At 71.2% G+C, this 26,907-nt stretch carries 24 protein-coding genes and 3 tRNA genes; 22 read left to right on the top strand and 5 right to left on the bottom strand.

The window, feature by feature from the left end; genetic code table 11:
* Positions 1-379 precede the first annotated feature (379 nt).
* Positions 380-1,153 (bottom strand): GntR family transcriptional regulator, encoded by a 774-nt coding sequence (locus tag EV190_RS14980; RefSeq protein WP_133742174.1) that lies wholly within the window; start codon positions 1,151-1,153, stop codon positions 380-382.
* Between the two features lie 292 nt (positions 1,154-1,445).
* On the opposite strand from EV190_RS14980, the gene EV190_RS23430 reads away from it, so the two are divergent.
* From EV190_RS23430 to EV190_RS14965, 3 genes are all read left to right on the top strand, one after another.
* Positions 1,446-1,853, top strand: coding sequence for a hypothetical protein (locus EV190_RS23430; RefSeq protein ID WP_166655463.1), 408 nt, complete (start codon positions 1,446-1,448; stop codon positions 1,851-1,853).
* 152 nt (positions 1,854-2,005) lie between these two features.
* The gene (locus tag EV190_RS14970) at positions 2,006-3,427 is read left to right on the top strand and encodes a replication initiator (RefSeq protein WP_133742172.1); all 1,422 of its coding nucleotides are present in this window, start codon (positions 2,006-2,008) and stop codon (positions 3,425-3,427) included.
* Positions 3,424-4,590: a tyrosine-type recombinase/integrase gene (locus EV190_RS14965; RefSeq protein WP_133742171.1), complete on the top strand. Its 1,167-nt coding sequence runs from the start codon at positions 3,424-3,426 to the stop codon at positions 4,588-4,590. The genes EV190_RS14970 and EV190_RS14965 overlap by 4 nt, the downstream gene beginning before the upstream one ends.
* Before the next feature lie 86 nt (positions 4,591-4,676).
* Here EV190_RS14965 and EV190_RS14960 read toward each other — a convergent pair whose 3' ends face one another.
* A complete protein-coding gene (locus EV190_RS14960; protein WP_133742170.1) occupies positions 4,677-5,573 on the bottom strand; it encodes an SDR family NAD(P)-dependent oxidoreductase in 897 nt (298 codons plus the stop codon).
* Between the two features lie 119 nt (positions 5,574-5,692).
* Here EV190_RS14960 and EV190_RS14955 point away from each other — a divergent pair, with 119 nt between their 5' ends.
* The 12 genes from EV190_RS14955 to EV190_RS14900 all read left to right on the top strand — a co-directional run bounded on the left by EV190_RS14955 (position 5,693) and on the right by EV190_RS14900 (position 19,345).
* Positions 5,693-6,310, top strand: a complete 618-nt coding sequence (locus tag EV190_RS14955; protein WP_133742169.1) for a TetR family transcriptional regulator — start codon at positions 5,693-5,695, stop codon at positions 6,308-6,310.
* Between the two features lie 138 nt (positions 6,311-6,448).
* On the top strand, positions 6,449-7,165 hold the full coding sequence (locus EV190_RS14950) for a nuclear transport factor 2 family protein (protein WP_133742168.1): 717 nt from the start codon (positions 6,449-6,451) through the stop codon (positions 7,163-7,165).
* 378 nt (positions 7,166-7,543) lie between these two features.
* Positions 7,544-8,245 carry a DUF2397 family protein gene (locus EV190_RS14945; RefSeq protein ID WP_133742167.1) on the top strand — a complete coding sequence of 234 codons (702 nt, stop codon included), beginning with the start codon at positions 7,544-7,546 and terminating at the stop codon, positions 8,243-8,245.
* 188 nt (positions 8,246-8,433) lie between these two features.
* Positions 8,434-9,657, top strand: coding sequence for a DUF2398 family protein (locus EV190_RS14940; RefSeq protein WP_133742166.1), 1,224 nt, complete (start codon positions 8,434-8,436; stop codon positions 9,655-9,657).
* A gap of 163 nt (positions 9,658-9,820) precedes the next feature.
* Positions 9,821-14,167, top strand: coding sequence for a TIGR02680 family protein (locus EV190_RS14935; protein ID WP_133742165.1), 4,347 nt, complete (start codon positions 9,821-9,823; stop codon positions 14,165-14,167).
* 162 nt (positions 14,168-14,329) lie between these two features.
* Entirely contained in the window at positions 14,330-16,402 is a 2,073-nt protein-coding gene (locus EV190_RS14930; protein ID WP_208113180.1) for an AAA family ATPase, read from the top strand.
* Between the two features lie 193 nt (positions 16,403-16,595).
* Positions 16,596-16,671, top strand: a tRNA-Thr gene (locus EV190_RS14925).
* A gap of 109 nt (positions 16,672-16,780) precedes the next feature.
* Positions 16,781-16,853 (top strand) — tRNA-Met (locus tag EV190_RS14920).
* A gap of 87 nt (positions 16,854-16,940) precedes the next feature.
* Complete coding sequence (rpmG, locus tag EV190_RS14915) at positions 16,941-17,105, top strand: 50S ribosomal protein L33 (protein WP_133742163.1); 165 nt, start codon at positions 16,941-16,943, stop codon at positions 17,103-17,105.
* Between the two features lie 208 nt (positions 17,106-17,313).
* Entirely contained in the window at positions 17,314-17,778 is a 465-nt protein-coding gene (locus EV190_RS14910) for a MaoC family dehydratase N-terminal domain-containing protein (protein ID WP_133742162.1), read from the top strand.
* Between the two features lie 13 nt (positions 17,779-17,791).
* Entirely contained in the window at positions 17,792-18,220 is a 429-nt protein-coding gene (locus tag EV190_RS14905; protein ID WP_133742161.1) for a MaoC family dehydratase, read from the top strand.
* A gap of 51 nt (positions 18,221-18,271) precedes the next feature.
* Positions 18,272-19,345 carry a UDP-N-acetylmuramate dehydrogenase gene (locus EV190_RS14900; protein ID WP_133742160.1) on the top strand — a complete coding sequence of 358 codons (1,074 nt, stop codon included), beginning with the start codon at positions 18,272-18,274 and terminating at the stop codon, positions 19,343-19,345.
* 302 nt (positions 19,346-19,647) lie between these two features.
* Here EV190_RS14900 and EV190_RS23425 read toward each other — a convergent pair whose 3' ends face one another.
* Complete coding sequence (locus EV190_RS23425) at positions 19,648-19,791, bottom strand: hypothetical protein (protein ID WP_166655462.1); 144 nt, start codon at positions 19,789-19,791, stop codon at positions 19,648-19,650.
* On the opposite strand from EV190_RS23425, the gene EV190_RS14895 reads away from it, so the two are divergent.
* On the top strand, positions 19,751-20,356 hold the full coding sequence (locus tag EV190_RS14895; protein WP_133742159.1) for a TMEM165/GDT1 family protein: 606 nt from the start codon (positions 19,751-19,753) through the stop codon (positions 20,354-20,356). The two genes, EV190_RS23425 and EV190_RS14895, sit on opposite strands and share 41 nt — an antisense overlap.
* A 17-nt stretch (positions 20,357-20,373) precedes the next feature.
* On the opposite strand, the gene EV190_RS14890 is transcribed toward EV190_RS14895, so the two are convergent.
* Together EV190_RS14890 and EV190_RS14885 are read right to left on the bottom strand one after the other, a co-directional pair.
* On the bottom strand, positions 20,374-21,402 hold the full coding sequence (locus tag EV190_RS14890; RefSeq protein WP_133742158.1) for an adenosine deaminase: 1,029 nt from the start codon (positions 21,400-21,402) through the stop codon (positions 20,374-20,376).
* 101 nt (positions 21,403-21,503) lie between these two features.
* Positions 21,504-22,712, bottom strand: a complete 1,209-nt coding sequence (locus EV190_RS14885) for a pyridoxal phosphate-dependent aminotransferase (protein WP_133742157.1) — start codon at positions 22,710-22,712, stop codon at positions 21,504-21,506.
* 243 nt (positions 22,713-22,955) lie between these two features.
* On the opposite strand from EV190_RS14885, the gene EV190_RS14880 reads away from it, so the two are divergent.
* The 6 genes from EV190_RS14880 (at position 22,956) to EV190_RS14855 (ending at position 26,649) form a co-directional block, all read left to right on the top strand.
* Positions 22,956-23,028 (top strand) — tRNA-Trp (locus EV190_RS14880).
* Between the two features lie 50 nt (positions 23,029-23,078).
* Positions 23,079-23,327 carry a preprotein translocase subunit SecE gene (gene secE / locus EV190_RS14875; RefSeq protein ID WP_133742156.1) on the top strand — a complete coding sequence of 83 codons (249 nt, stop codon included), beginning with the start codon at positions 23,079-23,081 and terminating at the stop codon, positions 23,325-23,327.
* 145 nt (positions 23,328-23,472) lie between these two features.
* Positions 23,473-24,255: a transcription termination/antitermination protein NusG gene (gene nusG / locus EV190_RS14870; protein WP_133742155.1), complete on the top strand. Its 783-nt coding sequence runs from the start codon at positions 23,473-23,475 to the stop codon at positions 24,253-24,255.
* Positions 24,256-24,481: 226 nt separating this feature from the next.
* A complete protein-coding gene (gene rplK / locus EV190_RS14865) occupies positions 24,482-24,910 on the top strand; it encodes a 50S ribosomal protein L11 (protein WP_133742154.1) in 429 nt (142 codons plus the stop codon).
* 86 nt (positions 24,911-24,996) lie between these two features.
* Complete coding sequence (rplA, locus tag EV190_RS14860) at positions 24,997-25,698, top strand: 50S ribosomal protein L1 (protein ID WP_133742153.1); 702 nt, start codon at positions 24,997-24,999, stop codon at positions 25,696-25,698.
* Between the two features lie 174 nt (positions 25,699-25,872).
* Positions 25,873-26,649 (top strand): hypothetical protein, encoded by a 777-nt coding sequence (locus tag EV190_RS14855; RefSeq protein ID WP_133742152.1) that lies wholly within the window; start codon positions 25,873-25,875, stop codon positions 26,647-26,649.
* The last annotated feature ends 258 nt before the right edge of the window (positions 26,650-26,907 follow it).

Below are 26,907 nucleotides of genomic sequence, written 5' to 3'. Positions count from 1 at the left end.
CCACCCCTTCCCCGCGGCTTCCCCTCCTCCTCCTGGTCCTCGATCTCCTTCGCCATCCGCCCGGTCACCACCGCCCGCCCCGGCTCCGACCGCCCGCCCCGGCCACCGCGCCCGCCACCCGCCCGCAGCACCCCCCCGGGGTCCGTCCCGCCCGCCACAGACCACCAGACGCCTCCCGCCCGGCCCGCCCCGGTCTCGGTCGCGCCCCGCGCCGACGGCGCGCCCCCAGCACGTCAGAAACGCCAGAGGCGTCCCGCTCCGGTGCGGGACGCCCCAAGGGCCACCGGGGCCGCAAACCGCCAGACCACGCCCGGCCCCAGCCGCCTTCCCGCGCCGCCAGGCGCGGGCTTGAGCAAGTAAGGAAACCTGTAACAGCTCCTCAGATCTCCGATGGGTGCTCGGGCTCTTGCGCTTCCTGTTCGATGTCGTATTCGTCGATGATGAGCACTCGGTTGGCTGGCCAAGAGGACTCGGAGATCTCCAGAAGAGTTCCGTCTTCCGCTCGCGCTACGTGGGTCACGTGCATCACTTGGGTCTGCTGCGGAACGGACAGGATCTCCGCCTCTTCCTCCGTCGCAGGCCGAGACAACCAGTAGTCGCGTGCTCGGGCGTATCTCTTGCCGCTCAGGTCCTCGACGCAGAGGAACAGAGCCTTGGGCACAACATCGGGCCTTTCCAAGTACGTGTCACCGGCGGTCTCAACAGGGATGTAGCTGGCACCGACTTCTTCCGGCCGTCCCGTCTCCTTGTCGTAGAGGTTCCGGCGACGGATCACCACCTCGGTTCCGGGGGCAAGGTCGGCGTACTTGGCGATGTGCTCCGGCAAAGATCCTCGACCAGCGAAGACGATGTCATGACGTAGGTGTGCGGTGAGCAGCTTGTTGTCAGAACGCGCCCGCCCGTAACGGTGCCTCGACTGGCGCTGAAGCCGTGAGCTGTCCATCACGAATGTTCCCCGCCCGTGGCGGGACTCCAACAGGCTTTCGGCTCGAAGAACAGAAACGGCCTGCCGGATCGTGGGGACGCTGACGCGGAACTCCTCTGCCAGTGCGGTTTCGGCAGGGATGGTCTCGCCCGGGGGATAGACACCGTCGCGAACTCGCCTACGTAGCTCGTTGGCGATGCGGTGGTACTTCGGCACTCCTGGGCTCATGACGGCTTCCTCTTCAGCTCTAGTCGGGTGTAGGACCTGACCTCTTTAAGAGTACTCCTGACCAGAAAAAATCTCCTCAAGTCCTAAAGAGGAGTTGACGAGTCTGTCTAACCATGCCATCCTCATGCCATCAGGAGGACAACTCCTAAATAAGACTTCAGGAGATGAGATGTTGGTTGTTTCTTCCCCTACCGTTCTCACGTCTGCTGTGGCTGTTCCGGTCCAACGGGATGGGCGTCTCTCGCGTGCGGAGTACGAGGCCCGGATCAAGGGAGCGTTGACCTCGGGTGACGTGTCGACGTTGCCGGTGGTGGTGAGCGCGTTCGGTGCCGCGCCTGAGGAACTGTGCGGGGACTGCCGGGGCCGAGGCATCGTGGCCGGTGGCGAGGAGGCGGTCAACCTCCTCGAAGGGCTGGGGATCTGCGGGTGCATGACCCCGTACAGCCTCTGGTGGGACTACCGCCGTGAGACCTTCGCCTACCCGCACACGGTGAAGGCGAGCGCGATGGAGTGGGTCGGGGGCCGTCCGATCGCTTACGACTACGTGGTTTGCGACTCCTGCGACATCGAGCAGGTCTCGATCTCCTCGGGCGCGGGCCTGGTTCAGATGCCGTGGCGTCCCGACTGCGGCCGCTGCGGCGACACGGGATGGCTGCACGTCGGCACCGACACCAATCCGGTTTTCCCGGAGGACGTCTAGCTTCGCCCCCGGCACAGCGCCCAATCCGACCAAGAACCGTCGCTGTGCCGGGGCCTTGAAGATCGCCGTGGCCGGGGCTGCTTCCACACACCCCCGGTCTTCGGCTCACCTGCCCAACGAACCCAACACGAGGAACGAAGGGGGCTTACTCCATGGTGCCCGAAAACCCTTCTGTCACGCACGCCGCGCCACCGCTGGCCCAGATCTCCGAACGGCTGCGGCTGGGCGACTTCGACCAGGTGCACGAGCGCATCAAGCGGGTGCACGGCTGCGCCTGCCCGGTACGCCTGAGCGGGGAACTGCGCGCGGTCGATGCCGTCACGGGGGACTCCCGTCCGGTGTGGTCCTCCAAGGGAGAGCCCGGCGGCGGGTTGTGGGTGCCGTGCGGGAACCGGCGCGCCACGATCTGCCCGGCTTGCGCGGACACCTACCAGGGCGACACCTTCCAGCTGATCCGCTCGGGCCTGGTCGGCGGCAAGACCGTGCCCGATCGGGTACGCGAGCACCCCCGCGTGTTCGCGACCTTCACCGCGCCCTCGTTCGGGGCGGTGCACCGAGGGCCGGCCAAGGACGGCAAGACCCGCGTCTGCCACCCGCGCCGCTCCGGCACCTCGTGCGCCAGGTATCACCGGGCCGATGACCCGCTGATCGGCGCTCCGCTGGACCCGGACGCCTACGACTACGCACGGCAGGTGATGTGGAACAACCACGCCGGGGAGCTGTGGCGACGCTTCACCGTGTACCTGCGGCGCCACTTGGCCGCCGCCGTGGGGATGACCCAAGCCGAGTTCAACGCCGCCGTGCGGGTGTCCTACGCCAAAGTGGCCGAGTTCCAGGCGCGCGGGGTGGTGCACTTCCACGCTGTGATCCGCTTGGACTCCATGCGTAAGGACGGCATCATCTGCCCGCCTCCGACCTGGGTGAGCGTCGCGCACCTGGATGCCGCCGTGGCCTCGGCCGCCGCTGCGGTACTGGTCACGACTGATCCGGTGCCCGGTCTGCTGCCCGCCCTGTTCCTGCGCTGGGGGATCCAGCTCGACACCCACGCCATCACCACCGACGCCTTCACCGCGGGGAGCCTGACCGAGGAAGCGGTCGCGGCGTACATCGCCAAGTACGCCACCAAGTCCACCACCGACACCGGTGCCTTGGACCGGCGCATCCGCTCCCTGGACGACCTCGACCGGATCGGCGTCACCGCCCACCAGCGTCGGATCATCGAAGCCTGCTGGACGCTGGCCGACGTCCTGGACCTGGAAGAGCGCAAACTGCGCGAGTGGGCGCACATGCTGGGCTTTCGGGGCCACTTCTCCACCAAGTCCCGCCGCTACTCCACCACCCTCGGGGCCTTGCGCCAGGTGCGCCGCGATTACCGCGCCCACCAGGCCCGCCAGACCGGCACCGATGACCTTCTCGGAGACCTGGACGACGACGGCGCAACCACCCTGATCGTGGGGACCTTCGCATTCGCCGGCCAGGGCTATGACCATTCGGTCGATGCGTGGATGGCCGCCAACCACCACCGGGGCCGGATCGAAAACCGCCAGATCGCCCGAGAGGAGAGCGCGGCATGAGTAAGAAACGACGCTTCGGCCGTGTCCGCAAGCTCCCTTCGGGTCGGTATCAGGCCCGTTATCCGGGACCGGACGGCAAGGACCGTCCAGCTCCGCACACCTTCGCTCGTAAGACCGACGCTGATCGCTGGTTGTCGCTCAAAGAGGCTGAGATCGTCAAAGGCGAGTGGATCGCCCCTGACGCTGCCAAGGTCACCGTGGGGGATTGGGGGGCGCGCTGGATCGATTCTGTGGCCTCGGGCCTGAAGCCCAAGACCGTCGCTCTTTACCGGGGTCTCATGCGGTCGCTGGTTCTGCCGCGCTTCGGGACCATGATGGTCGCTGACGTGCGGCCCATCACCGTCGCTGAATGGATGACCAGCATGAAAAAGCGAGGGCTGAGCGCGTCGCGCATCCGTCACGCTTACCTGCTGTTGTCACAGATCATGCGGTCGGCCGTTGAAAACGACATGATCGCGGTGTCTCCGTGCCGTGGGGTCAAGCTGCCTCGGCTGCCGCAGACCGACCCGCGCATCCTCACCGTGAAAGAGGCTGACCGACTGGTTTCCGTCGCTCGTCGTCCGCACGATCTGATCATTCAGCTTCTCGCCTACGGCGGCCTGCGGATCGGGGAAGCCTTCGCGCTGCGGCGCTTCAACATCGACCTCGTCAAGGGGTGGATGACCGTCACGCAGAGCCTCACCGAGATCTCGGGGCGGCACGCGTTCGACACGCCCAAATCACACCAGAAACGGACGGTCGGCCTCCCGGCCTTCGTCGTCGCTCGTCTCCGTGAACACCTGGATGGGATGACCGACAACGCCCCTGACGCCCTGCTGTTCCTGAGCTCTCGTAAGAAGCCGTTCCACTACAACTCGTGGCGGCGCGCCTACTTCGACCCCGCCGTCAGGTCTGCGGAACTGACCGGCGTCACTCCGCATGACCTTCGGGCCAGTCATGCCAGTTGGGTTGCCGACCGTCATGGGGTACTGGCTGCCGCTCGCCGTCTCGGCCACTCCAACGCCAGCGTGACAACGCGGCACTACGCCCGCGCCCTGGACGGCCGTGATGCCGACGTTGCCGCCTCCTTCGATGACCAACGGGCACAACCGAACGACGGTGAAGGGAAACGGGCACACAACGGGCACGGCACCGATGAGTCCGGCTCAGACGACGAACCGTAAGCCGTTCACCAGGTAGGACACTGGTGCTCGTGCTCAAGGCGGGAAAGACTGTAAATCTGCCGGCTCAGCCTACGTAGGTTCGAACCCTACACCTGCCACATCAAGCGGACGACCCCGTGAGCAGTGAGAACACTGCCCACGGGGTCGTCCGCTTTCCTGTTCCGAAGTCCGCTGGCCGAGCCGCCTCCGTGGTGGCCTCCCCGCTGATCTTGACCTTTCCGGGGTCTCGGCCGTCTCCGAGACCCCGGAAAGGTCAAGATCAGCGGGGAGAACGCGCCCAGCGCCTCGTACACCCGCCGGATCCGGGTCGGGTAGTCGCGGGACAGCCCGGTCAGCGGCATCAGCCCGGGATCGAAGGCGTTGGCGGTGATCCGCCGTTCTCCCAGCCGACGGGCCAGCTCGTAGGTGGTGTAGAGGTTGGCGAGCTTGGACGTGGCGTACCGCTGCCTGCCGCCCCGCCCCGTTGCGTCCATCGGGGAGTGGTCGGGGTCGGCGAGCAGAGCCGGGTCGGCCCAGACCGGAGCGGGGAAGCCGAAGCTGTGCCGCGGTCCCATGTGCGTGCCGCTGGAGACGAGCACGACGCGCCCCGGTTCGGCGACGTGGTCCAGCAACAGCCGGATCAGCAGGAAGTGGCCGAGGTGGTTCGTCGCGAAGGTCAGCTCGTGGCCGTCGGCGGACCGCCTGACGCCGTTCGCCACCTGGACCCCCGCGTTGCTGACCAGCGCGTGCAGTGGCGGACGTCCGCCGGTGGCCAGCGCCGACGCGGCCGCGCGCACCGAGTCGAGGGACGCGAGGTCCATCTCCAGGACCTCCAGGCTCGCGGCCGGGCTCCGCTCCCGGATCAGCGCCGCCGCGGCCGCCCCCCTCTCTGGGGCGCGGCACCCCAGGACCACGTGCCAGTCCGCCCGCGCGAGCTCGACCGCGACGTGCAGGCCGAGTCCGGATGACGCGCCGGTGATGACAACAGACTTGGTCGGTGGCATTTCTTCCACTCTCTCGTTCGGACGCGCCGCGACCGGCGCGTAAAAATTAGGGACTCGGTTCCAAATGGTACTCGATCCCGTTTTGTGGGGGAAGGGGGACGCCCGAATAGCCTGGGCGGATGTCAGACGTGGATGAGCAGAGCGGCCTTTCGCTGCGCGAACGCAAGCAGCGCCGCACCCGGGAAGCGATCATCGAGGCGGCCATGAGCCTGTTCGCGGAGCGGGGCTTCGACGCCGTGACCGTGAGCGGGATCGCCGAGCGCGCGGAGGTCGGCCGGACGACCTTCTTCCGCTACTTCACGGACAAGCAGGAGGTGCTTTTCGCCGACGACGACGCGATGCTGGCCGAGCTCACCGGGACGGTCGAGCGGGCCGCGTCCGGGGTGCCGCCGATCGGGGACTCGCTGGGAGCCGCGCTCGTCCTCGCCCGCGAGGCCCTGCGGTCGATCGCCGGGAACATCGCCCGCCACCGGGAGTGGGCGGGGCTGCGCGACGAGCTGATCAGGGGCAACCAGGCCCTGTACGCGCGGAACCTGCTGAAGGAGCAGCGGTACGTCGAGGCCGTCGTCGAGCTGCTGGTACGGCACGGGGCCACCCCCGAGACCGCCACCCTCGCCGCGGGCCTGGGCGCCGCCTGCTACCGCACCGCGCTGGTCGCCGTCGGAAGCGGGAAGGCGGAGATCACCGACGCCCTGGAGGCGGCCTTCGACCGGGTGTCCGCCGAGCGCCCCCGCTGACCGGGACCGTCCGGCCCTGCGCCGGCGGCGTGATTCTTCGGCAAGAGATGACCGCGGCTTGGGCCAAAACGGTACGGGCCGGGGAGCAGGCTGGGAGTGCCGGAGCCCGGAGCAGGTACGCGAGAAGGAGGCAGCGCCATGTCCCTCCAGGAGGAACTGCGCCACGCGATCGAGGACCGCGACGCCGACGCGCTGGTGGCCAAGTTCACCGACGACGCCGACTACACGATGATCGACCAGACCCGGCCGCCGAGCGCGCCGATGAGGCTGCACGGCCGCCCCGAGATCGAGCAGACCCTGCGGGAGGTCTTCTCCCGGGACATGACCCACCAGTTGGAGCAGTGCGTGGTCGAGGGCGACCACGCCGCCTACGTCGAGCGGTGCTCCTACCCCGACGGCACGAAGGTCATGTCCATGTCGATGCTCGACCTGAGGGACGGCCGGATCGTGCGGCAGTCCACCGTCCAGGCGTGGGACGAGGCGGAGACGGCCGAAGGAGCGGAGTGCCGCGGCTTCGACGACGCCGACGAGGTGCGCGAGTTCGGCAACGGCCGCCTGGAGGTGCTCAACATCGGCGGGCGCGAGATCGACCGCGCGGTGTTCCAGCCGGGTTGGCGGTGGTCGGAGAACGTCAAGCCGATCGCGGGCACGGACCTGTGCATGTTCTCCCACTTCGGTCACGTCATGTCCGGGACGCTGCACGTCCGGATGGCCGACGGAACCGAGATCGACTGCGGGCCGGGCGACGTCATGCGGGTCGCGCCGGGGCACGACGCCTGGGTGGTCGGCGACGAGGCCGTGACCATCGTCGACTGGGAGCAGGGCAAGGGCGACTACGCCAAGCCGGGCCGCTAGCGCCCTCGTCCCGGACGGCCCGGTGACGCCCCGCCGCGCGGCCGGGCCGTCCCGGTCGGGACGGACCTCCTCCGCCGGTGCCTCCCGCCGGCGTTCGCGCCGTGCCGGAGGCGCCGGCGACCATCGACCGGGCGGCGGCCTACGCCGACGCCTCCCCGTGATCCCGTGGTTTCCTCCCATGCCCCCTTGACAGGCGCCGGGAGAATCACGTGATCACGGTGGAAGTACCGGAACGCCCGTGTACCGGGGGACACGGGCCCCTTCGGTGTTTGTGGGCGGTGAAACGGCAGGTCACAACTTGGATTTCGGGCGATGGCGAGCCAGATCTCAGGGGATTCGGGACGCGGGAGGAGCGGGAGGTCTTTAGTCTGCTGAGGTGTGGGTGATTCAGTGAACCGGGAGCAGGAGCGCCAGCGGGCGGGAGCGCCGCACGGGCGGGCCGCCATGCTGCGGCTGGCGGCCTGGTTCGACGGGGCCGACGACGACACCGCGCACGCGCTCTTCACCGCCGCGTTCGCCGTCCACCCCGCCAGGCATCTGGGTGGCGGCACCGAGGACGCCGCGGCCGCCGACAGCTGGTGGAGCGCGCCCGCCGCCGACACGTCCGCGATGCTGCGGCCCGGCGCGCGCGGCGTGCTCGCGCCGGTGGAGGACCACAGCGAGCAGCAGGCGCGGCTGCGCGACGCCGCCGAGGCGGCGGCCCACTGGCGCCGCTCGGCCGCGGGAGAGGTCCGCTCGCTGCTGGCCGGCCTCACCCCCGAGACCGGTCGGCTCACGATGACCGAATCCGCGCTGGGCGTTCTCATGGAGCTGCTCACCAGGGCCCTGGGCTCCGGCGACGCCACCACCGGGCCCGTCACCGCGGGAGACCTCGAACTCGACATCCGGCTGCACGTCAGCTACGCCCCTTCCGCGGTCCTCTCCATCGGCGAGGACGGCGGCGACCTCACCCTTGAGGGCCTGCGGCTCCGCGCCACCCCCTACGCGCGGCGTGAGCTCGGACCGGAGGACGACGGAGAGCCGGAGGCGGGCGTCGGCGACACCGCACCCGAGCCGGACGACGACTCCGGCGGGGCCTAGGCCGTGCCCCCCGAACCGCTCCGGGCCCGTTCCCCCCTCAGCGCGGGGCCCCGCGAAACACCCCGACGGGGAGGCGCGGCCGCGGACCGGCGCCGGCCCGTCCGAGAGCCCCCGGGGAACGCCGGACCGGCGACAGCGACGACAGCAGCACCCCGAGCACACACCAGTCAGGAAGGTGACGCCAGACCGTGGCGGCCAAGGAGGACATCGCGCTCACCATCGAGCGCCAGGCGGCGGCCCGCCGCCTGCTGGCGGATCCGATCATCACCGCCCGCAGCCACCCCGAGGACTTCGCGCTCGTCCACGCCCACTCCGACTGGCTCATCCGGAGCTTCGAGCGCGTCCTCGGCTACGACCTGACCGTCGCGGACGACCACGCCCGCCTCGTCAAGTCCGGCCTCGTCCGCGCCGTCGCGACTCCCCTGCACCGGGCCAGCGGAGCGCCCTTCACCCCCCGCGCCTACACCTACCTCGCGCTCACCCTGGCGGCGCTCGCCGAGACCGCGCCCCGGACCGCCGTCACCGAACTCGCCGCCGCCGTACGCGAGGCCGCCGACGAGGCCGGACTCGACCTCGACCCCGAGTCCAGGCTCGGAGAACGCCGCGCCTTCGTCGCCGGCCTCGTCCGGCTCGCCTCCTGGGGCGCCCTCACCGTGACCAGCGGAGACCTGGCCGACTACGCCGTGGACGGCTCCGCCGAGGTCGGCCTCGCCGTCGACCACGCGATCGCCGCGCGGATCCCGGCCCACCCGCCGCACGCCACCGCCGACCCCCGCGCCTTCATCGCGCGCGCCGAGAACGACGCCGCGGCCCCGGACGACCGCGCCGCAGAGCTCACCCTGCGCAGGCTCCTGGCCGAGACCACCGTCGTCTACCGCGCGGAACTGGCGCCCGCCCACCGGGCCCGGCTGACCGGCCACCAGTGGCGCGCCGCCGCCGAACTCACCGAACTGCTGGGCTGCGAGGCCGAGATCCGCGCCGAGGGCGTGGCCCTGGTCATGCCCGGTGACGCCGCGGCCGACGCCCGCGGAACCGACCAGCACCCGGCCTTCCCCGGCAGCGGACCGGTCGGCAGGGCCGCCCTGACCCTCCTGGCCCGCCTCACCGCCGCGCTCGCGCCCCCGCCCTTCAGCCACGCCGTCCCGATCCCCGCCGGCCTGCTGCGCGCCGGACTCGCCGCGGCCGTCGACGACGACGCCACCCGGGACTGGACGCGCACCGCGACCAGTCACGTCCCCGACCCCGACGCCCTCACCGAGCGCGTCCTGCGCCTGCTCGTCGACAGCCGTCTGCTGGAGCACGCCCCCGACGGGGGCGGCCTCGACGACGACCCCATGGACGGCTGGCGGCTCCTCGCGGCCGCGGCCCGCTACCGCGATGCCGTCCCCGCGCAGGTCGGCGGTACCGAGTGAAGACGCGGAGGGCCGTCGGGCGACGCCCCGCGACCGTCCGCGGAACGCGGACGGCGGTCGCCCCGAGTACCCCGCGCATCCGGGAGAATGTCACCACCCCCGGCGCGCCGGCCGTCCGGCGCGGTGTGCACCAGGACGAGCGGTACGGAGTGGAGGACGGCCGATGAACCAGCAGGACACGACCCTCCCCAAGCGCTATCGGCTCGAACGCGCCGGAATCCACAACGTCTGGCAGTACGACGACCACGTCTTCGACTTCGCCGACGGACGCCTGCTCCTGCGCGGACGCAACGGCGCCGGCAAGTCCAAGGCCCTGGAGATGCTGCTGCCCTTCCTGCTCGACGGCGACGCCCGGCGCCTCGACACCACCGGCACCAGCCGCACCAGCCTGCGCTGGCTGATGCTCGAGGGGCGCACCGCCACCGAGACCGGTGGCGGGACCGCCACCGGGGCGGGCGACACCACCCTGGGGTACCTGTGGGTCGAGTTCACCCGCCGCGACGAGGACGACCAGCCGCAGCGGCGCACCCTCGGCGCCGCCATCACCGCCTCGCCCGACCAGCCCGAGGCCCGCTCCGTGTTCTTCGTCACCGACCGCCGCGTCGGCGACGACCTCGCCCTCGTCGAGAACGGCCGCCCCCTGTCCATCGAGCGCCTGCGCACCGCGCTCGGCCCGGACAACTGCTACGACACCGCCCTCGGCTACCGCACCCGGGTCATGCGCGACCTGTTCGGCCTCGACGACCACATGCGGTACCGCAACCTCATCCACCTGCTCTACCGGCTGCGCCGCCCCACCGTCGGCGAACGCCTCGAAGCGGGCGAACTCGTCTCCGTGCTCGCCGAGGCGCTGCCGCCCATGGACGACGCCGTCCTGGACGAGGTCGCCCGCAACATCACCGACCTCGACGCCGCCCGCGCCCGCCTGTCCGCCCTGCGCACCGCCCAGGAGCACACCGCCGACTTCCTCGGCGACTACCGCGGCTACCTGCACGGCGTCCTGCGCGAGCAGACCAGGCTCGTACGCGCCCAGACCGACGCCTTCGAGGAGCGGGACACCGAGCTCGCCCGCCTCGAGACCGAACTCGACGCCCTCGTCTCCGCCGAGAGCGCCGTCCAGGAGGAGCGCGACCGCCTGCGCCGCGGCCGCGACACCGCCGCCTCCGACGCCGACACCCTCAGCGCGGGCGGCGAAGGCGGGTCCGAGCCCCAGGAGGCCGAGCGGAAGGCCCGCTACGCCGCCGTGTCGGCCTACATCCGCGCGGCCGAGGCCGCCTGGGCCGCGGGCGACCACGCGCGCACCACCGAGCAGCAGGCCGACACCCGCCTCAGCACCGACATCGCGGCCATCGAACGCGGCATCAGCGGACTGCGCCGCCTCCACATCGGCCTGCGCGACGCGGCCCGCCTCTCCGGCCTGGCGGTCGACTCCGTCGGGGAGGTCCCGCAGACCGTCCGCGTCACCCTCGCCCCCCGGGAGAGCGTCACCCAGGTCAACCTCGAAGGGCTCGAACAAGCCGTCGAACGCCCGCCCGTGCCCGGTATCGAAGTCGCCAACCTGCGCAGGCGCCTCTCCGAACTCCACGACAGGCTCAGCCGCGCCGACGCGGCCGCGGCCGAACGCGAGACCACCGCCGCCGACCTGTACCAGCGGGCTCTGTCCCTGGGCGTCGCAGAACGCCGCGAGGCCGCGCTCAACAGCGAAGCCGAGTGGGGCGACGGCCACGTCGAACGCGCCCGCGAACGGGAGCGCGCCGCCATCGAAGGCGTCCGCGAGGCCAGCACCGCCTACGCCGCCGACATCCGGGAGTGGTGCAACGCCCTGCGCGCGGCCGCCCCCGACACCGACATCACCGCGGCCCTGGACGCCCTCGAGGAACGCGTCGAACTGCCCCTCGACGACGCCCTCCGCGTCCTGCCGGCCGACCTGCCCGAGACCGTCACCCGCGACGCCCACGTCATCGTCGACCCGCTGCTGCGCGAGGTCCGCGAGAGCCGCGACACCGCCCTCGGCGAGGAGCGCGACCTCGCCACCGAGCTCGACGAGCTCGCCGAGCGCCGTGCCGACGACGCCGCGCACGTCACCGCCCCCCGCCCGGCCTGGGCCACCGCCCCCCGGACCCCCGACGCGGGCACCCCCCTGCACCTCGCCGTCGACTTCGCCGATCACCTCGGCCCCGCCGAACGCGCCGGGCTCGAAGCCGCCCTGGAGGCGTCCGGTCTCCTCGCCGGACTCGTCACGCCCGACGGCACCGTCGTCGACTCCGACACCCGGGACCTCCTGCTCAGCCCCGGCGAGCCCCTGCGCGGCCACACCCTCCTGGACGCGCTCGTCCCCCTCGACGAGCCCGAGTCGCCGGCCGGCCGCGCCTCCGTCATCGCCATCCTCTCCTCCATCCGCCTCGAGAACGGAGGGGAGGAGCCCGAGGCGCGGCCGACCGAGTCCTGGTTCCAGGCCACCACGGGCCCCCGGCGCCGCCGCCAGGAGAACACGGTCTCCCTCGACGGGCGCTGGCGGCTCGGCGTCGCCGGAGGCTCGCACCACAAGGCCGCCGCCGAGTACATCGGCGAGGACGCCCGCGCCGAGACCCTCGAACGCCACCGCGCCAAGGCGGAACGGCGCATCGAGATGGCCAAGGCGCTGCTCGCCGAGGCCCAGGAGCGCCGCGCCGACATCGACAACCGCAACGACAGCCTCATCCGGATCAACCGCTCCGTCCCCTCGGGCGCCGAGCTCACCGCCGCCTGGGCCGTCCTGGACGACGCCCGCGCCTGGCTCGCCGACGCCGTCCGCGAGCACGCGGCCGCGCGCGCCGCAGCGGACAGCGCCCGGAAGACCGCGCTCTCCCTGCGCGCGGCCCTCGTCGGTCCCGCACTCGAACAGGGCCTGCCCGTCGACCACGACGAACTCACCAAGGTCCGGAACGCCCTGGGCGCGCTCCGCGTCCAGATCTCCTCCGCCCACCGCGACCTGGAGGTCCTCGCGGGCCGCCTGGAGGACTACCACCGGCACGTCGCCGAGTGGAAGCGCGCCCGCGACGCCAGGGTCCTCGCCGAGGACGCCCGCACCGCCGCCATCGGCGACATGATCACCGTCCGCCGCGAGACCGAGCTCACCGACCGCGCCCGCGCCGCCGACCCGGCCCAGGTCGAGGCGGCCGTCACCCAGGTCCGCGCCCGCGCCCGCGCCGCCGACGAGCGGCTGCCCGAACTCGAACGCGCCGCCCAGCGTGCCCGGGACGAGCGGGTCGCCGCCGAGTCCCGGCGGGGCACCGCGACCGTCGAACGCGCCGAGCAGGCCCGTCGGGCGCTCGCCGCCGGAGCGCGGCTGCGCGCCGTGCTGGCCCTCCCCGCGGGCGGCGTCGACCACGGCCTGCTGACCGCGGCCGGTCTCACCGAGCTCGCCGACGAGGACGGGCCCATCGCCGCCCACGACGCCGCCGAGCAGGACCCGGAGCGCGGCGACGAGTTCACCAAGCGGGTCCAGGCGCTCAGCGCCCTCGTCTCGGCGATCGAAACCGGTCTCGACCCCGAGGGCGACGACGTCGACGACAGCGGGATCCTGCGGGCCCGTGAGGAGCTCCACCGGGGGCTCACCGCCGACGCCGCCCTCGGCGCCCGCACCGAGCTCACCGAGCCCGCGGGGGTCAAGCGCGTCACCGTGCACGACGACCACGGCGCGCACGACATCACCGACTACGCCGAACTCCTGCGCGCCGGCATCGCCGAAGCCGAGGAGACCGCCGCGGTACGCGAGGAGGAGGCCTACGAGCGGCACCTCCTCGGCGAACTCGCCGGCCACCTGTCCCGCCAGATCGACGAGGCCCGCGAACTCATCGCCACCATGAACAGCGTCCTCGGAGACGTCACCACCTCCCAGGGCCTGGGCGTGCGCCTGGACTGGCGGCTCGCCCCCGACGCCGACGAGGACATCCACGCGGTGGTCCCGCTGCTGCGCCGCCCAGCCGAGCAGCGAACCCGGGTCGAGACCACCCGCCTGCGCGACGCCCTGCGCCGCTGTATCGAGGCCATCCGCCGCCTCGACCCCACCGCCACCGGCGGCGCCCAGCTGCGCGCCGCCCTGGACTACCGCTCCTGGTTCTCCTTCACCGTCTACGTCACCGACGCCGCCCACCCCGAGCGCGAGCGCCGCCTCACCCACCGCACCGCGCTCAGCCAGGGCGAGCAGCGCGTCATCGCCTACCTGGTGCTGTTCGCCGCGGCGGCCGCGCAGTTCGGCGCGCTCGCCCTGGACGAGCCCCGGACGCCCCGGCTCATCCTGCTCGACGACGCCTTCGCCAAGGTCGACGAGCCCACCCACGGCCGCCTGCTCGGCATGCTGGTCGAACTCGACCTCGACTTCGTGCTCACCTCGGAACGCGTCTGGGGGTGCTTCCCGAACGTCCCGCGACTGCACATCTACGAGTGCCTGCGCGACCCCGCCGAACCCGGCATCGCCACCCTGCACTTCACCTGGGACGGTAACCGGCGCCGCCTCAACGGAGTGTGACGACCGCCGCGGGGCCGACCCGCGCGCCCGGGGCGGCCCCGGCGCGCGGCCGTGGAGCGGGGGCGCGGAGGTCCCGAACTTCCGGATCCCACTACTGGTTTCATCCCGTCTGCCCTAATCTGCAAAGGCGAGGCCACGAACGGAGCAGGTGTTGTGACGACGGTGACGACGTCCCAGGCGGGGTTCCCCTCGGAACCCCAGAGACGGCGGAGAGCGGCGTCCGCCCCGACCGGTTCCCTGTGGGACCGGCTCTCCCGGTCCCCCCTCGACCCCGCCGCCCGGCAGTGGGTGGCCGCGGCCGCCCACGGCGAGGACGCCCTCGCCGCCTGCGCCCGCGGCGAGACCTTCGACCTGCCGCTCCCCGCCGAGCCCGTGCAGCCGGTGCAGCACGCCCGCCGCTGCTACCTCAACCGCGTCCGGGTCCAGGGGTTCCGCGGCATCGGACGCGCCGCCACCCTCGAGTTCCCGCCCGGTCCCGGCCTGACCGTGATCGTGGGCCGCAACGGCTCGGGCAAGTCCAGCTTCGCCGAAGCCGTCGAAGCCGCTCTCACCGGCCGGAACGTCCGCTGGGACGGCATGCCCGCCGCGTGGCGGGACGGCTGGCGCAACCTGCACTTCGACGACACCACCGAGATCACCGTCGAGCTCCAGCGCTCCGGGGAGCACGCCGCCACCCGGGTCACCCGCTCCTGGGCCGGCGAGAGCGTCCGGTCCGCGCGCGGCGAGGTCGTCCTGCCCAACGGCGAGACCGGATCGCTGGCCAGCCTCGGCTGGGGCGACGACCTCTCCCGCTACCGGCCCTTCCTCTCCTACGACGAGCTCGGCCGCACCGTCACCGGCCGCTCCGCCGAGCTGTACGACACGCTCACCGCGCTGCTGGGCCTGACCGAGCTCACCGAGACCGAGCGCCGCCTCGCCAAGGCCTGCGACAAGCTGGCCAAGGCCGTGGACAGGCCCGCCCGCGACCTGTCCTACCTCCTGGAGCAACTGCGCGCCTCCACGGACCCCAGGGCGCGCAGGGCCGTCGAGATCCTGACCGCGCCCTCCACCGACCTCGGCCGGCTCGCCGCCATCGCCGCCGACAACGGCCCCAGCGACCCCGCCCAGCAGGTCGTGCTGCGCCGCCTGCGCCGTCTGGCGGTGCCCGAGCGCGCGCTCATGACCGATGTGGTCAGCGAGCTGCGCGGCGCGGCCATGGAGACCGCCATGGCCGCGGGCACCAAGGGCGACCGCGCGCGCGGCGTCGTCGAGCTGCTGCGCCAGGCTCTGGAGTACCACGAACGCCACCCGGCCGAGACCGACTGCCCCACGTGCGGATCCACCGACGCGCTCGGCACCGCCTGGGTGTACCGCGCCCGGGCCGAGATCGCCAAGCTGGAGCCCGTCGCGGCGAGCACCGCGGCCGCCCACCAGCGCGCCGAGGACGCCCGGGACCAGGCGCGCTTCCTGATGGCCCCGCCGCCCTCCTGGCTTCCTCCCGACAGCGAACTGGGCCTGATCTGGGCCGACTGGGCGGCCGGAGCGGAGATCACCGACCTCGGCGAACTGGCCGCGCACATCGACACCACCGGCCGGCGGCTGCGCTCGGCCGCGATCGCCGCGCGCAAGGCCGCCACGGAGCGGCTCAGCGACCCCACCGACGGCTGGGCCGAGGTCGCCGAGCAGCTGGGGGCGTGGCTGGAGGACGCCCGCGAGGCCGTCAAAGCCCGCGAGACACTGGAGCCCGCCGTACGCGCCCTCGACTGGTTCACCGCCCTGGCCCGCGAACTGCGGGCCGAGCGCCTGCGGCCCCTGGCCGCCCAGTCCGAGAAGGTCTGGGGGCGGCTGCGCCAGGAGCGGCACATCGACCTCGAGGCGCTGCGCCTGGTCGGAAGGGGAGCCCAGCGGCGGGTCGCGGTCGACGTCAGCGTGGACGGCACCGAGGGGGCGGACAACGCTCCCGGGCTGCTCAGCCAGGGTGAGTTCCAGGCCCTCGCGCTGTCCATCTGCCTGCCGCGCACCCTCGTGCCCGGAAACCCCTTCGGATTCCTGCTGCTGGACGACCCCGTCCAGGCGATGGACACCGAGACCGTGGAAGGGCTCTCGGCGGTGCTCGCCGAGGTCGGGCGGCACCGCCAGATCGTCGTCTTCACGCACGACACCCGCCTGGTCGACGCCCTGCGCAGACTCGGTCTTCCCGCCTCCATCCGCACCATCCAGCGCGACGCCATGTCCAACGTCTGGGTCGCGGAGTAGGAACCCGCGGGGCGCGCGGCGTCCGGGTCTGCGGAGCACCCCGCAACCCATGCGGTTCCGCCCAGGGGGACGACCCCCTTCGACCCCCGCAGGGGGGCGCGCGGCGTCCGAGTTGGCAGAGCACCCCGCAACCCATGTATATTCAAGACATCGCGAAGGGCGGAACCCCGCAGGGGGGAAGCCACGGAAGCGCGCCCCTTTAGCTCAGTCGGCAGAGCGTCTCCATGGTAAGGAGAAGGTCTACGGTTCGATTCCGTAAAGGGGCTCCACCACTTGATTGAGATCCGATCCACTCAGGTGGGTGGTCGGCGAAATATCGATCGCCGGTCAGTCTGGGCTCCGGTACCCTCGTGAGGGTAAGTTCGGAATCCCGGTCTAGGCGGAGTAGCTCAGTCGGTAGAGCAAGCGGCTCATAATCGCTGTGTCGTCGGTTCAAGTCCGGCCTCCGCTACTGCCTGCGAGACCCCTGATCAAATCAGGGGTTCCCGTGGGTTTTTTTCAGTGTTCGTATGTTGTTCAGCGAGAAAGGCACTCCAAAGTGGCTGCCACCGACGTGAGGCCGAAGATCACCCTGGCCTGCCAGGAGTGCAAGCACCGTAACTACATCACGCGCAAGAACCGTCGGAACACCCCCGACCGTCTTGAGCTGAAGAAGTACTGCCGGAACTGCCGTACGCACCAGGCGCACAAGGAGACCCGCTAGCCGGTGTCCCGCCCTCTCGTGAGAGAAGAGGCGAGCGGAGCGGCCCTGCGGTCGCGGCGGATTCTTCAGGTTCGAGCCGGAAACGGTCTGGACTTCCCCAGTAGCCCGGTGAGCTCCCAGAGCTCACCGGGCTACTAGTGTTGTGGCGCGGGCTCCGTCCCGGCTGGCGCGGTCCGGCGCGGCGAGAACACACACTGAGAGGACGTCGATGGCGATTAACCGCGACTACCTGGGGCGGGTGTACGAGGCCCCCGAGCCCTACGAAGTGACGCGGGGCAAGATCCGCGAGTTCGCCGACGCGATCTCGGACCCGAACCCGGTCTACCGCGACCGGGACAGCGCGAAGGCCGCCGGGTACACCGACGTCGTCGCCCCGCCGACCTTCCCCATCATCCTCGACATGGAGGGCGTCGGCCAGGCCGTCGCGGACCCTGGGCTGCGCCTGGACTTCTCCATGGTGGTGCACGGGGCTCAGGACTTCCGCTACAGCCGTCCCCTGCAGGCCGGGGACGTGGTGACCTGCCGCACCACGGTCAGCGACATCAAGGCGCTGGGCCGCACCGAGATGATCACGCTGGAGAGCGAGATCGCCACCGTCGACGGCGAACACGTCGTCACCGCCGTCAACATGCTCGTCGTGCGCGCCGGTGCCGAACCGGCCGAGAAGAAGTAGGGGAGCCGCGCAGATGACCGCCTCCGTCCGTTACGCAGACGTCGAAGTGGGAACCGAGCTGCCCGAGTGGGTCTTCCCCGTCCGCCGCCCCGACCTCGTCCGGTACGCGGGGGCCTCCGGCGACTTCAACCCGATCCACTGGAACGAGCGGTTCGCCCGCGAGGTCGGCCTGCCCGACGTGATCGCGCACGGCATGTTCACCATGGCCCAGGCCGGACGCCTGATCACCGACTGGACCGGCGACCCCGGCGCGGTCGTGGAGTACGGGGTCCGCTTCTCCAACCCCGTCGTGGTCCCCGACGACGACACGGGAGCCGAGCTCGTGGTCAGCGGCGTCGTCACCCGGAAGCGCGACGACAACCTGGTCGTGGTCGCCATCACCGCCCGCTCCGCCGGGGCCAAGGTGCTGGCGCGCTCCACCGCCGTGGTGCGCCTGGCCTGACCCCGAAACCGAGACGACCGTTCCACCGCAGCCCGACCAGAGGTGTCCACCGTGCCCACTGCCCCCGTCCGCAACGTGCCGCTCGCCGAGTACACGACGCTCGGGCTCGGCGGCCCCGCCGAGACCTTCCAGCCGGTGACCAGCACAGCCGAGCTGGTCGACGCGGTGCGCGCGGTGGACGCCGCGGAGGGCGCGGAGCTGCTGGTCCTGGGCGGCGGAAGCAACCTGGTCGTGGCGGACGAGGGCTTCACGGGAACGGTCGTCTACGTGGACTCCTCGGGGGTGTCGAGCACCGGCGGCGACGGCGGCACCGTGCGGGTCCGCGCGGACGCCGGGGTGGAGTGGGATCCGTTCGTCGCGCGGTGCGTGGCCGACGGCCTGTCCGGGATCGAATGCCTTTCCGGCATCCCCGGCCGGGTCGGCTCCACCCCGATCCAGAACGTCGGAGCGTATGGCCAGGACGTCGGCCAGACCGTCGCCGAGGTCCTGGTCTACGACAGGGAGCAGGGCCGCAACCGCGTCCTGAGCGGCGCCGAGTGCGGCTTCGCCTACCGCGACAGCGTCTTCAAGGGCCACACCCGCTACGTGGTCTGCGAGGTCGTGTTCGAGCTGGCCCGGTCACCGTTGAGCCGGCCGGTCCGGTACGCGGAACTCGCCCGCGCGCTGGGTACGGAGGTCGGCGGACGGGTTCCGCTGGCCGACGCGCGCGAGGCCGTCCTGGAGCTGCGCCGGGGCAAGGGCATGGTCCTGGACCCGGCCGACCCCGACAGCCGCAGCGCCGGGTCGTTCTTCACCAACCCGATCCTGTCCGCGTCCGAGTTCACCGAGTTCGGGAAGCGCGCCGCCGCGCTGCTGGGCCCCGACACGGAACCACCCGCCTACCCCGACACCGACGGCCGGGTGAAGACCTCGGCGGCCTGGCTGATCCAGCACGCGGGCTTCGCCAAGGGGTACACCAGGGGTCCCGCGCGCATCTCCACCAAGCACACCCTGGCCCTGACCAACCCGGGCGGCGCCACGACCGCCGACCTGCTGGCCCTGGCCCGCGAGGTGCGCGCCGGAGTCGCCGAGGCCTTCGGGATCACCCTCGTGAACGAGCCCGTGATGGTCGGCGTGGAGCTGTAGGGAGCCCCGGGCCGCGGTCCGCCCCGGACCTCCGGTGTCCGAACACCGTCCCGGGAGCCCCCGGGCCCGGGCCCCTCCGCCGGACGGGCCGCCGCGGAACCGCGCCGAAGAAAAGAATTAGGCCTGCCGAACTTTTTTATTCGCCGGGTTTCCGGTTTCAGATCGGACGGCCCAGGAATTGCGAATCAAGTTTCCCTTCCCTATGGTTGAATTCGTCGAAGGGGAGTAGTCCTCAATTCGTGTGGTCGACAGACTGGCCCCCGCGCTGTTCGGAGGCCCGGTCGCACGAGCCTCAACACGCTTCAGGCGGACGAGACCTTCGGTCCGGTGGCCATTTCCGGGCCGAAGCGCGGCGTTCGCCTTTTCTGCTTCTGCCCGGCATCGACGTGAAGGGCAGAGAACTCGATGGTTTTCCTCACCGCGCTCGGAGTGAGCGGCGCGGCCATTTTCCTCGCGGAAATGGGCGACAAGACCCAGCTGGTGGCGATGTCGCTGGCGACCCGCTACCGCGCGCGGACGGTGCTGCTGGGCATCACCGCGGCCACCGTCGCCGTGCACGGCGTGAGCGTCCTTCTGGCCGAGCTCCTGGGCCTGGCGATCCCCACCGACTGGGTCACCCTCGCCGCGGGCCTGGCGTTCGTCTTCTTCGGCTTCTGGACGCTGCGCGGCGACGAGCTCACCGCCCAGGACGAGGAGCGCGCGGCGACCCGGCGCCGACGGTCGGCCTTCCTGACCGTGGCCATGATCTTCTTCGTCGCCGAACTCGGCGACAAGACCATGCTCGCCACCGTCACCGTCGGCACGAACTACGCGGACGCGCCGCTGGCCTGGATCGCCGTGTGGATCGGCTCCACCGTCGGCATGGTCCTGGCCGACGGCCTGGCCATCGTCCTCGGCGCGGTCCTGGGCAAGAAGCTCCCCGAACGCGCCATCCAGATCGGCGCCGCCGCCCTGTTCTTCATCGCGGGCATCGCGATGGCCTGGCAGGGCCTGGCCATGCTGCTGTTCTGAGCGCCTCCCGGGCCGGTCTAACCGGCCGGCTCGGGGGCCGCCAGCCAGGCGTCCACCCCGACGAGCATCTCCTTCTTCAGGCTTTCGGGAGCCGCCGAGGCGCGGATGGACATGCGGGCCAACTCGGCCAGCTCGTGGTCGGAGAAGGCGAAGACGTCGCGGGCGATCTGGTACTGCTCGGCCAGGCGGGGGCCGAACAGGAGGGGGTCGTCGGTGCCCAGCGCCACGGGGACGCCCGCGTCGAAGAGGTGGCGCAGGGGAACCCGGGAGACGTCCTCGACCACGCCCAGCCCCACGTTGGAGCTCGGGCAGACCTCCAGGGTCACCTCCTGGGTCGCCAGGCGCTCCACCAGGTACGGGTCCTCGACCGCGCGCACCCCGTGCCCGATCCGGTGGGCCTCCAGCATGTCCAGGCACTCGTGGACGCTGCGCGGGCCGGCCAGCTCCCCGCCGTGCGGCACCGACAGCAGCCCGGCGCGGCGCGCGATCCGGAACGCCCCCTCGAACTCCAGCGCCCGGCCCCGCCGCTCGTCGTTGTTCAACCCGAACCCCACGACCCCGCGCCCCGCGTACTGGACGGCCAGCCGGGCCAGCGCCTTGGCGTCCAGGGGGTGCCTGGTCCGGTTGGCGGCCACGACCAGTCCGATGCCCACCCCCGTCGTCTCCTCGGCGACCCGGGCGGCGTCCAGCACCAGCTCCAGGGTCGCCGTCAACCCGCCGAACCGCGCCGCGTAGCCGCTGGGGTCCACCTGGATCTCCAGCCACCTCGACCCGGCCGAGCGCTCGTCCTCGGCGGCCTCCAGCAGCAGCCGGTACAGGTCGTCGGGCTCCCCGAGCACGGACCGGGCGATGTCGTAGAGACGCTGGAACCGGAACCAGCCGCGCTCGTCCGTCGCCCGCAGCTTCGGCGGCCACTCGTCCACGAGGGCCTGCGGCAGGTGGACCCCGCGGGCGGCGGCCGTCTCCACGAGCGTGGGATGCCGCATCGAACCGGTGAAGTGCAGGTGCAGGTGCGCCTTCGGGAGTTGGGTGATCGGGCGTCTCATGACACAAGGGTGCCGTAAAGTCGCCCTCTCGTCGTCCTCTACACCGAAAAAGATCGCCCGGCGCCGCGCGGCGCCGGGCGATCTCCTCCGGAACGGGGCCGTCAGCCGGCCTCGCCCAGCAGCGTGGCGATGCGGCCCACGCCCTCGGCGAGGTCCGCGTCGCTGAGCGCGTAGGACAGCCGCACGTAGCCCGGCGTGCCGAACGCCTCACCCGGGACGACGGCGACCTCGGCGTGCTCCAGGATCAGCGCGGCCAGCTCGCCGGAGGTCTGCGGGCGCTGCCCCCGGATCTCCCTGCCGAGCACGTCCTTGACCGAGGGGTACGCGTAGAACGCGCCCTGGGGTTCGGGGCACAGCACGCCGGGGATCTCGTTCAGCATGCGCACGATGGTCCGCCTGCGGCGGTCGAAGGCCGTCTTCATCTCGTCCACGGCAGCGAGGTCGCCGGAGACGGCGGCCAGCGCCGCGGCCTGTGAGACGTTCGCGACGTTGGAGGTGGCGTGCGACTGGAGGTTCCCGGCGGCCTTCACCACGTCCTTGGGGCCGATGATCCACCCGACCCGCCAACCGGTCATGGCGTAGGTCTTGGCGACGCCGTTCACGACCACGGTGCGGTCGGCGAGCTCGGGAACCTCGACGGGCAGCGAGGAGAAGCGGGTGTCGCCGTAGACGAGGTGCTCGTAGATCTCGTCGGTGAGCACCCACAGGCCGCTGTCGGCGGCCCAGCGGCCGATCGCGCGGACCTGCTCGGGCGGGTACACGGCGCCGGTCGGGTTGGACGGCGAGACGAACACCAGCACCTTGGTGCGCTCGGTGCGCGCCGCCTCCAGCTGCTCGACGCCCGCCATGTAGCCGGTGGACTCGTCGGTGACCACGTAGACGGGGACGCCGCCCGCGAGCTTGATCGACTCGGGGTAGGTGGTCCAGTACGGCGCGACCACGATGACCTCGTCGCCGGGGTCGAGCAGGGCGGCGAACGCCTCGTAGATGGCCTGCTTGCCGCCGTTGGTGATCAGGACCTGGCCCGGCTCCACCTGGTAGCCGGAGTCGCGCAGGGTCTTGGCCGCGACGGCCTCCTTGAGCTCGGGCAGGCCGCCCGCCGGGGTGTACCGGTGGAAGCGCGGTTCGTGGCAGGCCTTGGCCGCGGCTTCGACGATGTAGTCGGGCGTGGGGAAGTCGGGCTCTCCGGCCCCGAACCCGATGACGGGACGCCCTGCCGCCTTCATGGCCTTGGCCTTGGCGTCCACCGCCAGGGTGGCTGACTCGGAGATGCCGCCGATGCGTGCGGAGATACGAGGTCGGTCAGTCATGGGGCCATGGTTTCATGCACCGGTCGGCCGCGTACCGCAAGGGCCGGTACTCGCGGAACCCGGGGGACGGGCCCCGACCGGCGCCGATCGCCCCGCGGGGGAGCCGCCGCGGTTTCGGGTTGGTTCCGGGAGCGGATTGGGCATAGACTCTGGCAACTGATGGCGCGATCGCGTCGTGGACGCTCGTTACTCCTTGCGTGCGGGCGCCCCGACGAGCGGCTATCGTGTAACACGCAGGACCCAAGGGCAGTGGCTCAATTGGTAGAGCACCGGTCTCCAAAACCGGCGGTTGGGGGTTCGAGTCCCTCCTGCCCTGCAAGCAAGACACTCTGGTCGCAGAGCACCCCGAATCCCTAAGGACCTCAGGTGACACAGACTGACGCGGACGCCAAGCCCGACAAGGAGCGCAAGCGTCGTACCGGTCCGGTGACGTTCACCAAGGAGGTCGTCGCCGAACTCCGCAAGGTGCGCTGGCCGAGTCGCCGTGAGCTCATCACGTACACCATCGTCGTGATCGTCTTCGTGCTCGTCCTGACCGGTTACGTCTCCCTCCTGGACTTCGGTTTCGGCGAGGGCGTCACCTGGCTCTACGGTCTGGTGTCCCCCGCGGCCTGACCCGGCGGACCCCCGAAGACACGCTCCGAGGTCGGCGCGGTCGGCTGGTCCCATCGCCTCTGATGAGACCATAAGCTGGCAGTGCTGGCCTCTTGTGCTTTCCGGGTCAGCTGTGAGCGCCTATCCGACGAGAGAAAGAGCAGCCGTGTCCGAGTCCCCACTGACCTCTGACGACCTCCCCACCGAGGAGCGGGATCAGTCGTCGGCGGAAGAGACCGGTCCGCGCGCCGAGCAGGCGGAAGCTGCCGAGGCTGCCGACACGGTCACCGCCGAGGAGAACGACGAGGAGACCGGGGAGGTCGAGGAGGGCGTCACCGAGGTCGAGGCCCCCAAGCTCGACCCGGTCGAGGAGTTCAAGATCGAGCTCCGCCTGCTCCCCGGCGACTGGTACGTCGTGCACACCTACGCGGGCTACGAGAACCGGGTGAAGGCCAACGTCGAGAGCCGCACCCAGTCGCTCAACATGGAGGAGTACATCTTCCAGGTCGAGGTGCCCACGCAGGAGGTCACCGAGGTCAAGAGCGGCAAGCGCCAGCTGGTCACCGAGAAGGTGCTGCCCGGCTACGTCCTGGTCCGCATGGACCTGACGGACGAGTCCTGGGCCGCGGTCCGCAACACGCCCGGAGTCACCGGCTTCGTCGGCCTGTCCAACCGCCCGGCCCCGCTGAGCATCCAGGAGGTCGCGGACCTGCTGGCGCCGGAGCCCGAGGAGGACACCGAACAGGCCAAGAAGAAGGAGACCGAGACCCGCTCCGACGTGGCCTACGAGGTCGGCGAGTCCGTCACCGTCATGGAGGGCCCCTTCGCCACGCTGCCCGCCACGGTCAGCGAGATCAACCCCGACACCCAGAAGCTCAAGGTGCTCGTGTCGATCTTCGGCCGCGAGACCCCGGTGGAGCTCGCGTTCAACCAGGTCTCCAAGATCTGAGAGTTCGCCTAGACTTGACGGGTCCGCCCCTTGCGGGCGGGCCCGTCGCGCCCCGCTCAGGCGGGGCTTTCGCGCGATCGGAAGCCGGTCCCGGCGGTCGCGCGCTTCCCGCGCACGCGGGGTGACCCCGAATCGGCCGCTTCGGCCAAGGTGCGACGGCCGTGCTCTCCGCGCGCACGGGGATCTCCGGGACCACCGCAATCCGTATACAGGCAAAGGACCCGAAATGCCTCCGAAGAAGAAGTTGGCCGCCCTGGTCAAGGTCCAGCTCCCCGCTGGCCAGGCCACCCCGGCCCCGCCCGTCGGTACCGCTCTCGGCCCGCACGGCGTCAACATCATGGACTTCTGCAAGCAGTACAACGCTGCGACAGAGGCCCAGCGCGGGAACGTCATCCCCGTAGAGATCTCCATCTACGAGGACCGCTCCTTCACCTTCGTCACCAAGACGCCCCCGGCCCCCAAGCTCATCCTCAAGGCCGCGGGCCTGGACAAGGGCGCCGCGGACCCGAGCCGCAGCATCGCCGGCTCCATCAGCCGGGACCAGGTGCGCGAGATCGCGCAGACCAAGCTGCCCGACCTCAACACCGACAGCGTCGAGGCCGCCGAGAAGATCGTCGCCGGCACCGCCCGCTCCATGGGCATCGAGGTCAAGTAGCGCCCTCCGGCGTTCCTTCCTCCCACCCCGACCAGTGGCAGGGCCAGGCGCTGGCCCACACCACAAGCCTTTCAACAGGAGTTTTCGTGAAGCGCAGCAAGAACTACCGCAAAGCGGGCGAGCAGATCGACCGCGACCGGCTCTACACGCCGGTCGAGGCCGTGAAGCTGGCCAAGGAGACCACCGCCGCCAAGTTCGACGCGACCGTCGAGGTCGCCCTGCGCCTGGGCGTCGACCCGCGCAAGGCCGACCAGATGGTGCGCGGCACCGTCAACCTGCCGCACGGCACCGGCAAGACCGCCCGGGTCCTGGTCTTCGCCACCGGTGAGCGCGCCGAGCAGGCGCGGGCCGCGGGCGCGGACTACGTCGGCGACGACGACCTCGTCGAGGAGATCCAGAAGGGCTTCCTGGACTTCGACGCGGTCGTGGCGACCCCGGACCTGATGGGCAAGGTCGGCCGCCTGGGCCGGGTGCTCGGTCCGCGCGGTCTCATGCCGAACCCCAAGACCGGCACGGTCACCCCGGACGTCGCGAAGGCCGTCACCGAGATCAAGGGCGGCAAGATCGAGTTCCGCGTGGACCGCCACGGGAACCTGCACTTCATCATCGGCAAGGTGTCCTTCGACGAGGCCAAGCTCGTCGAGAACTACTCCGCCGCCCTGGACGAGGTGATGCGGCTCAAGCCGTCCGCCGCCAAGGGCCGCTACATCAAGAAGGCCACGCTGACCACGACGATGGGCCCCGGCATCCCGCTGGACCCGACCGTCGTGAAGGTCGCCGCCGCCTAGGCGACGCGGCTCCGGCCGAGGGCGCTTCCCCGAACGCGGGGGAGCGCCCTTTCGCGTGCTCGGCGCGTCCGGAGGGGCGGGCGGGTGTCACCGGTCCGTGCGATGATCACGATCGATAGTCGACTATGCGGCTATAGTCCCCTTTCTTATAAAAAGAGAAGAAGGTAGTCGAAGATGCTGCGTAAACGCGTTGCCGTCCTGGTGGGAAGCGCCCTGGCCCTGGCCCTGACGGGGTGCGGATCGGCGGACGCGCCGGCGGAGGAGGCCCCGGAAGCGGTCGAGCAGACCGAGGCCGCGGAGAACGGCGGCGCGGGGCCCCTGGACCGGATCAGGGGCGTCGTCGACCAGACCGAGTCCGTCGAGAGCTTCCGGGCCCTGGTGTCCTCCACCGGGAGCGGAGCGGTGTCCGACGTCGAGGTGGCCTACGTCAGCACCCCCGAGCCCACCGTCGAGATGGTCATGGTCTCCGAGGGTGAGGAGATCACGGTGCTGATGCGCGGCTCGGAGATGGTGACGGGCAGTGCCGCGAGCGGCTGGATGAGCATCGACGGCGATGAGGGCCCTGGGCTCGAGGAGGCGGCGAACCCGATGACCGAGGTCGAGCGGCTCATCGCCGCGCCCGAGGTCGAGGAGGCGGGGACCGAGGAGGTCAACGGCGTCGAGACGACCAAGTACACGGGCGCCTACAGCGTCGAGGACGTCCTCGCCGACCTGGAGGGCGAGGAGAGAACCATCGCCGAGCAGGCGTACGCCGAGATGGGTGTCTCGGAGGTGGCCTTCACGCTGTGGGTGGACGGCGACGGCCTGCCCCGCCGGCTCGACAGCGAGATGGGCGGCGTGTCCAACAGCACCGAGTTCCTGGAGTTCAACGGGCCCGTCGAGATCGACTACCCGGACGCGAGCGAGATCACCAGCCTCGACGAACTGGTCGACGGACTGGAGGGGCTGTAGTCCGAGGCCGCGTGACAGCGGGGGCCGCGCCGTCCCGGAACGGGGCTCGCGCGGCCCCCGCGTTCGACGTGGTGCGAAACATCGCCTAACATTGGTATCTGCCGAAGACCGCCGGTCGTCACCCGTCGGGTGACCCAAGGTCCCAACTCGTTTGGGCGACCTGCGCAGGTTGCTGTGAGCCGCTGATCCCCGCGTGTACCACCACGCCCGCGATCCTGTTGCCCCGTGCGCCTGCGCCGGGGCTTTTCCTTTGCCCCG

The sequence above is a fragment of the Actinorugispora endophytica genome, from assembly GCF_004363075.1.
Lineage (GTDB): Bacteria > Actinomycetota > Actinomycetes > Streptosporangiales > Streptosporangiaceae > Actinorugispora > Actinorugispora endophytica.
The sequence above is the reverse complement of the archived record's forward strand: the minus strand, read 5'-3'. Positions and strand labels throughout refer to the sequence as shown.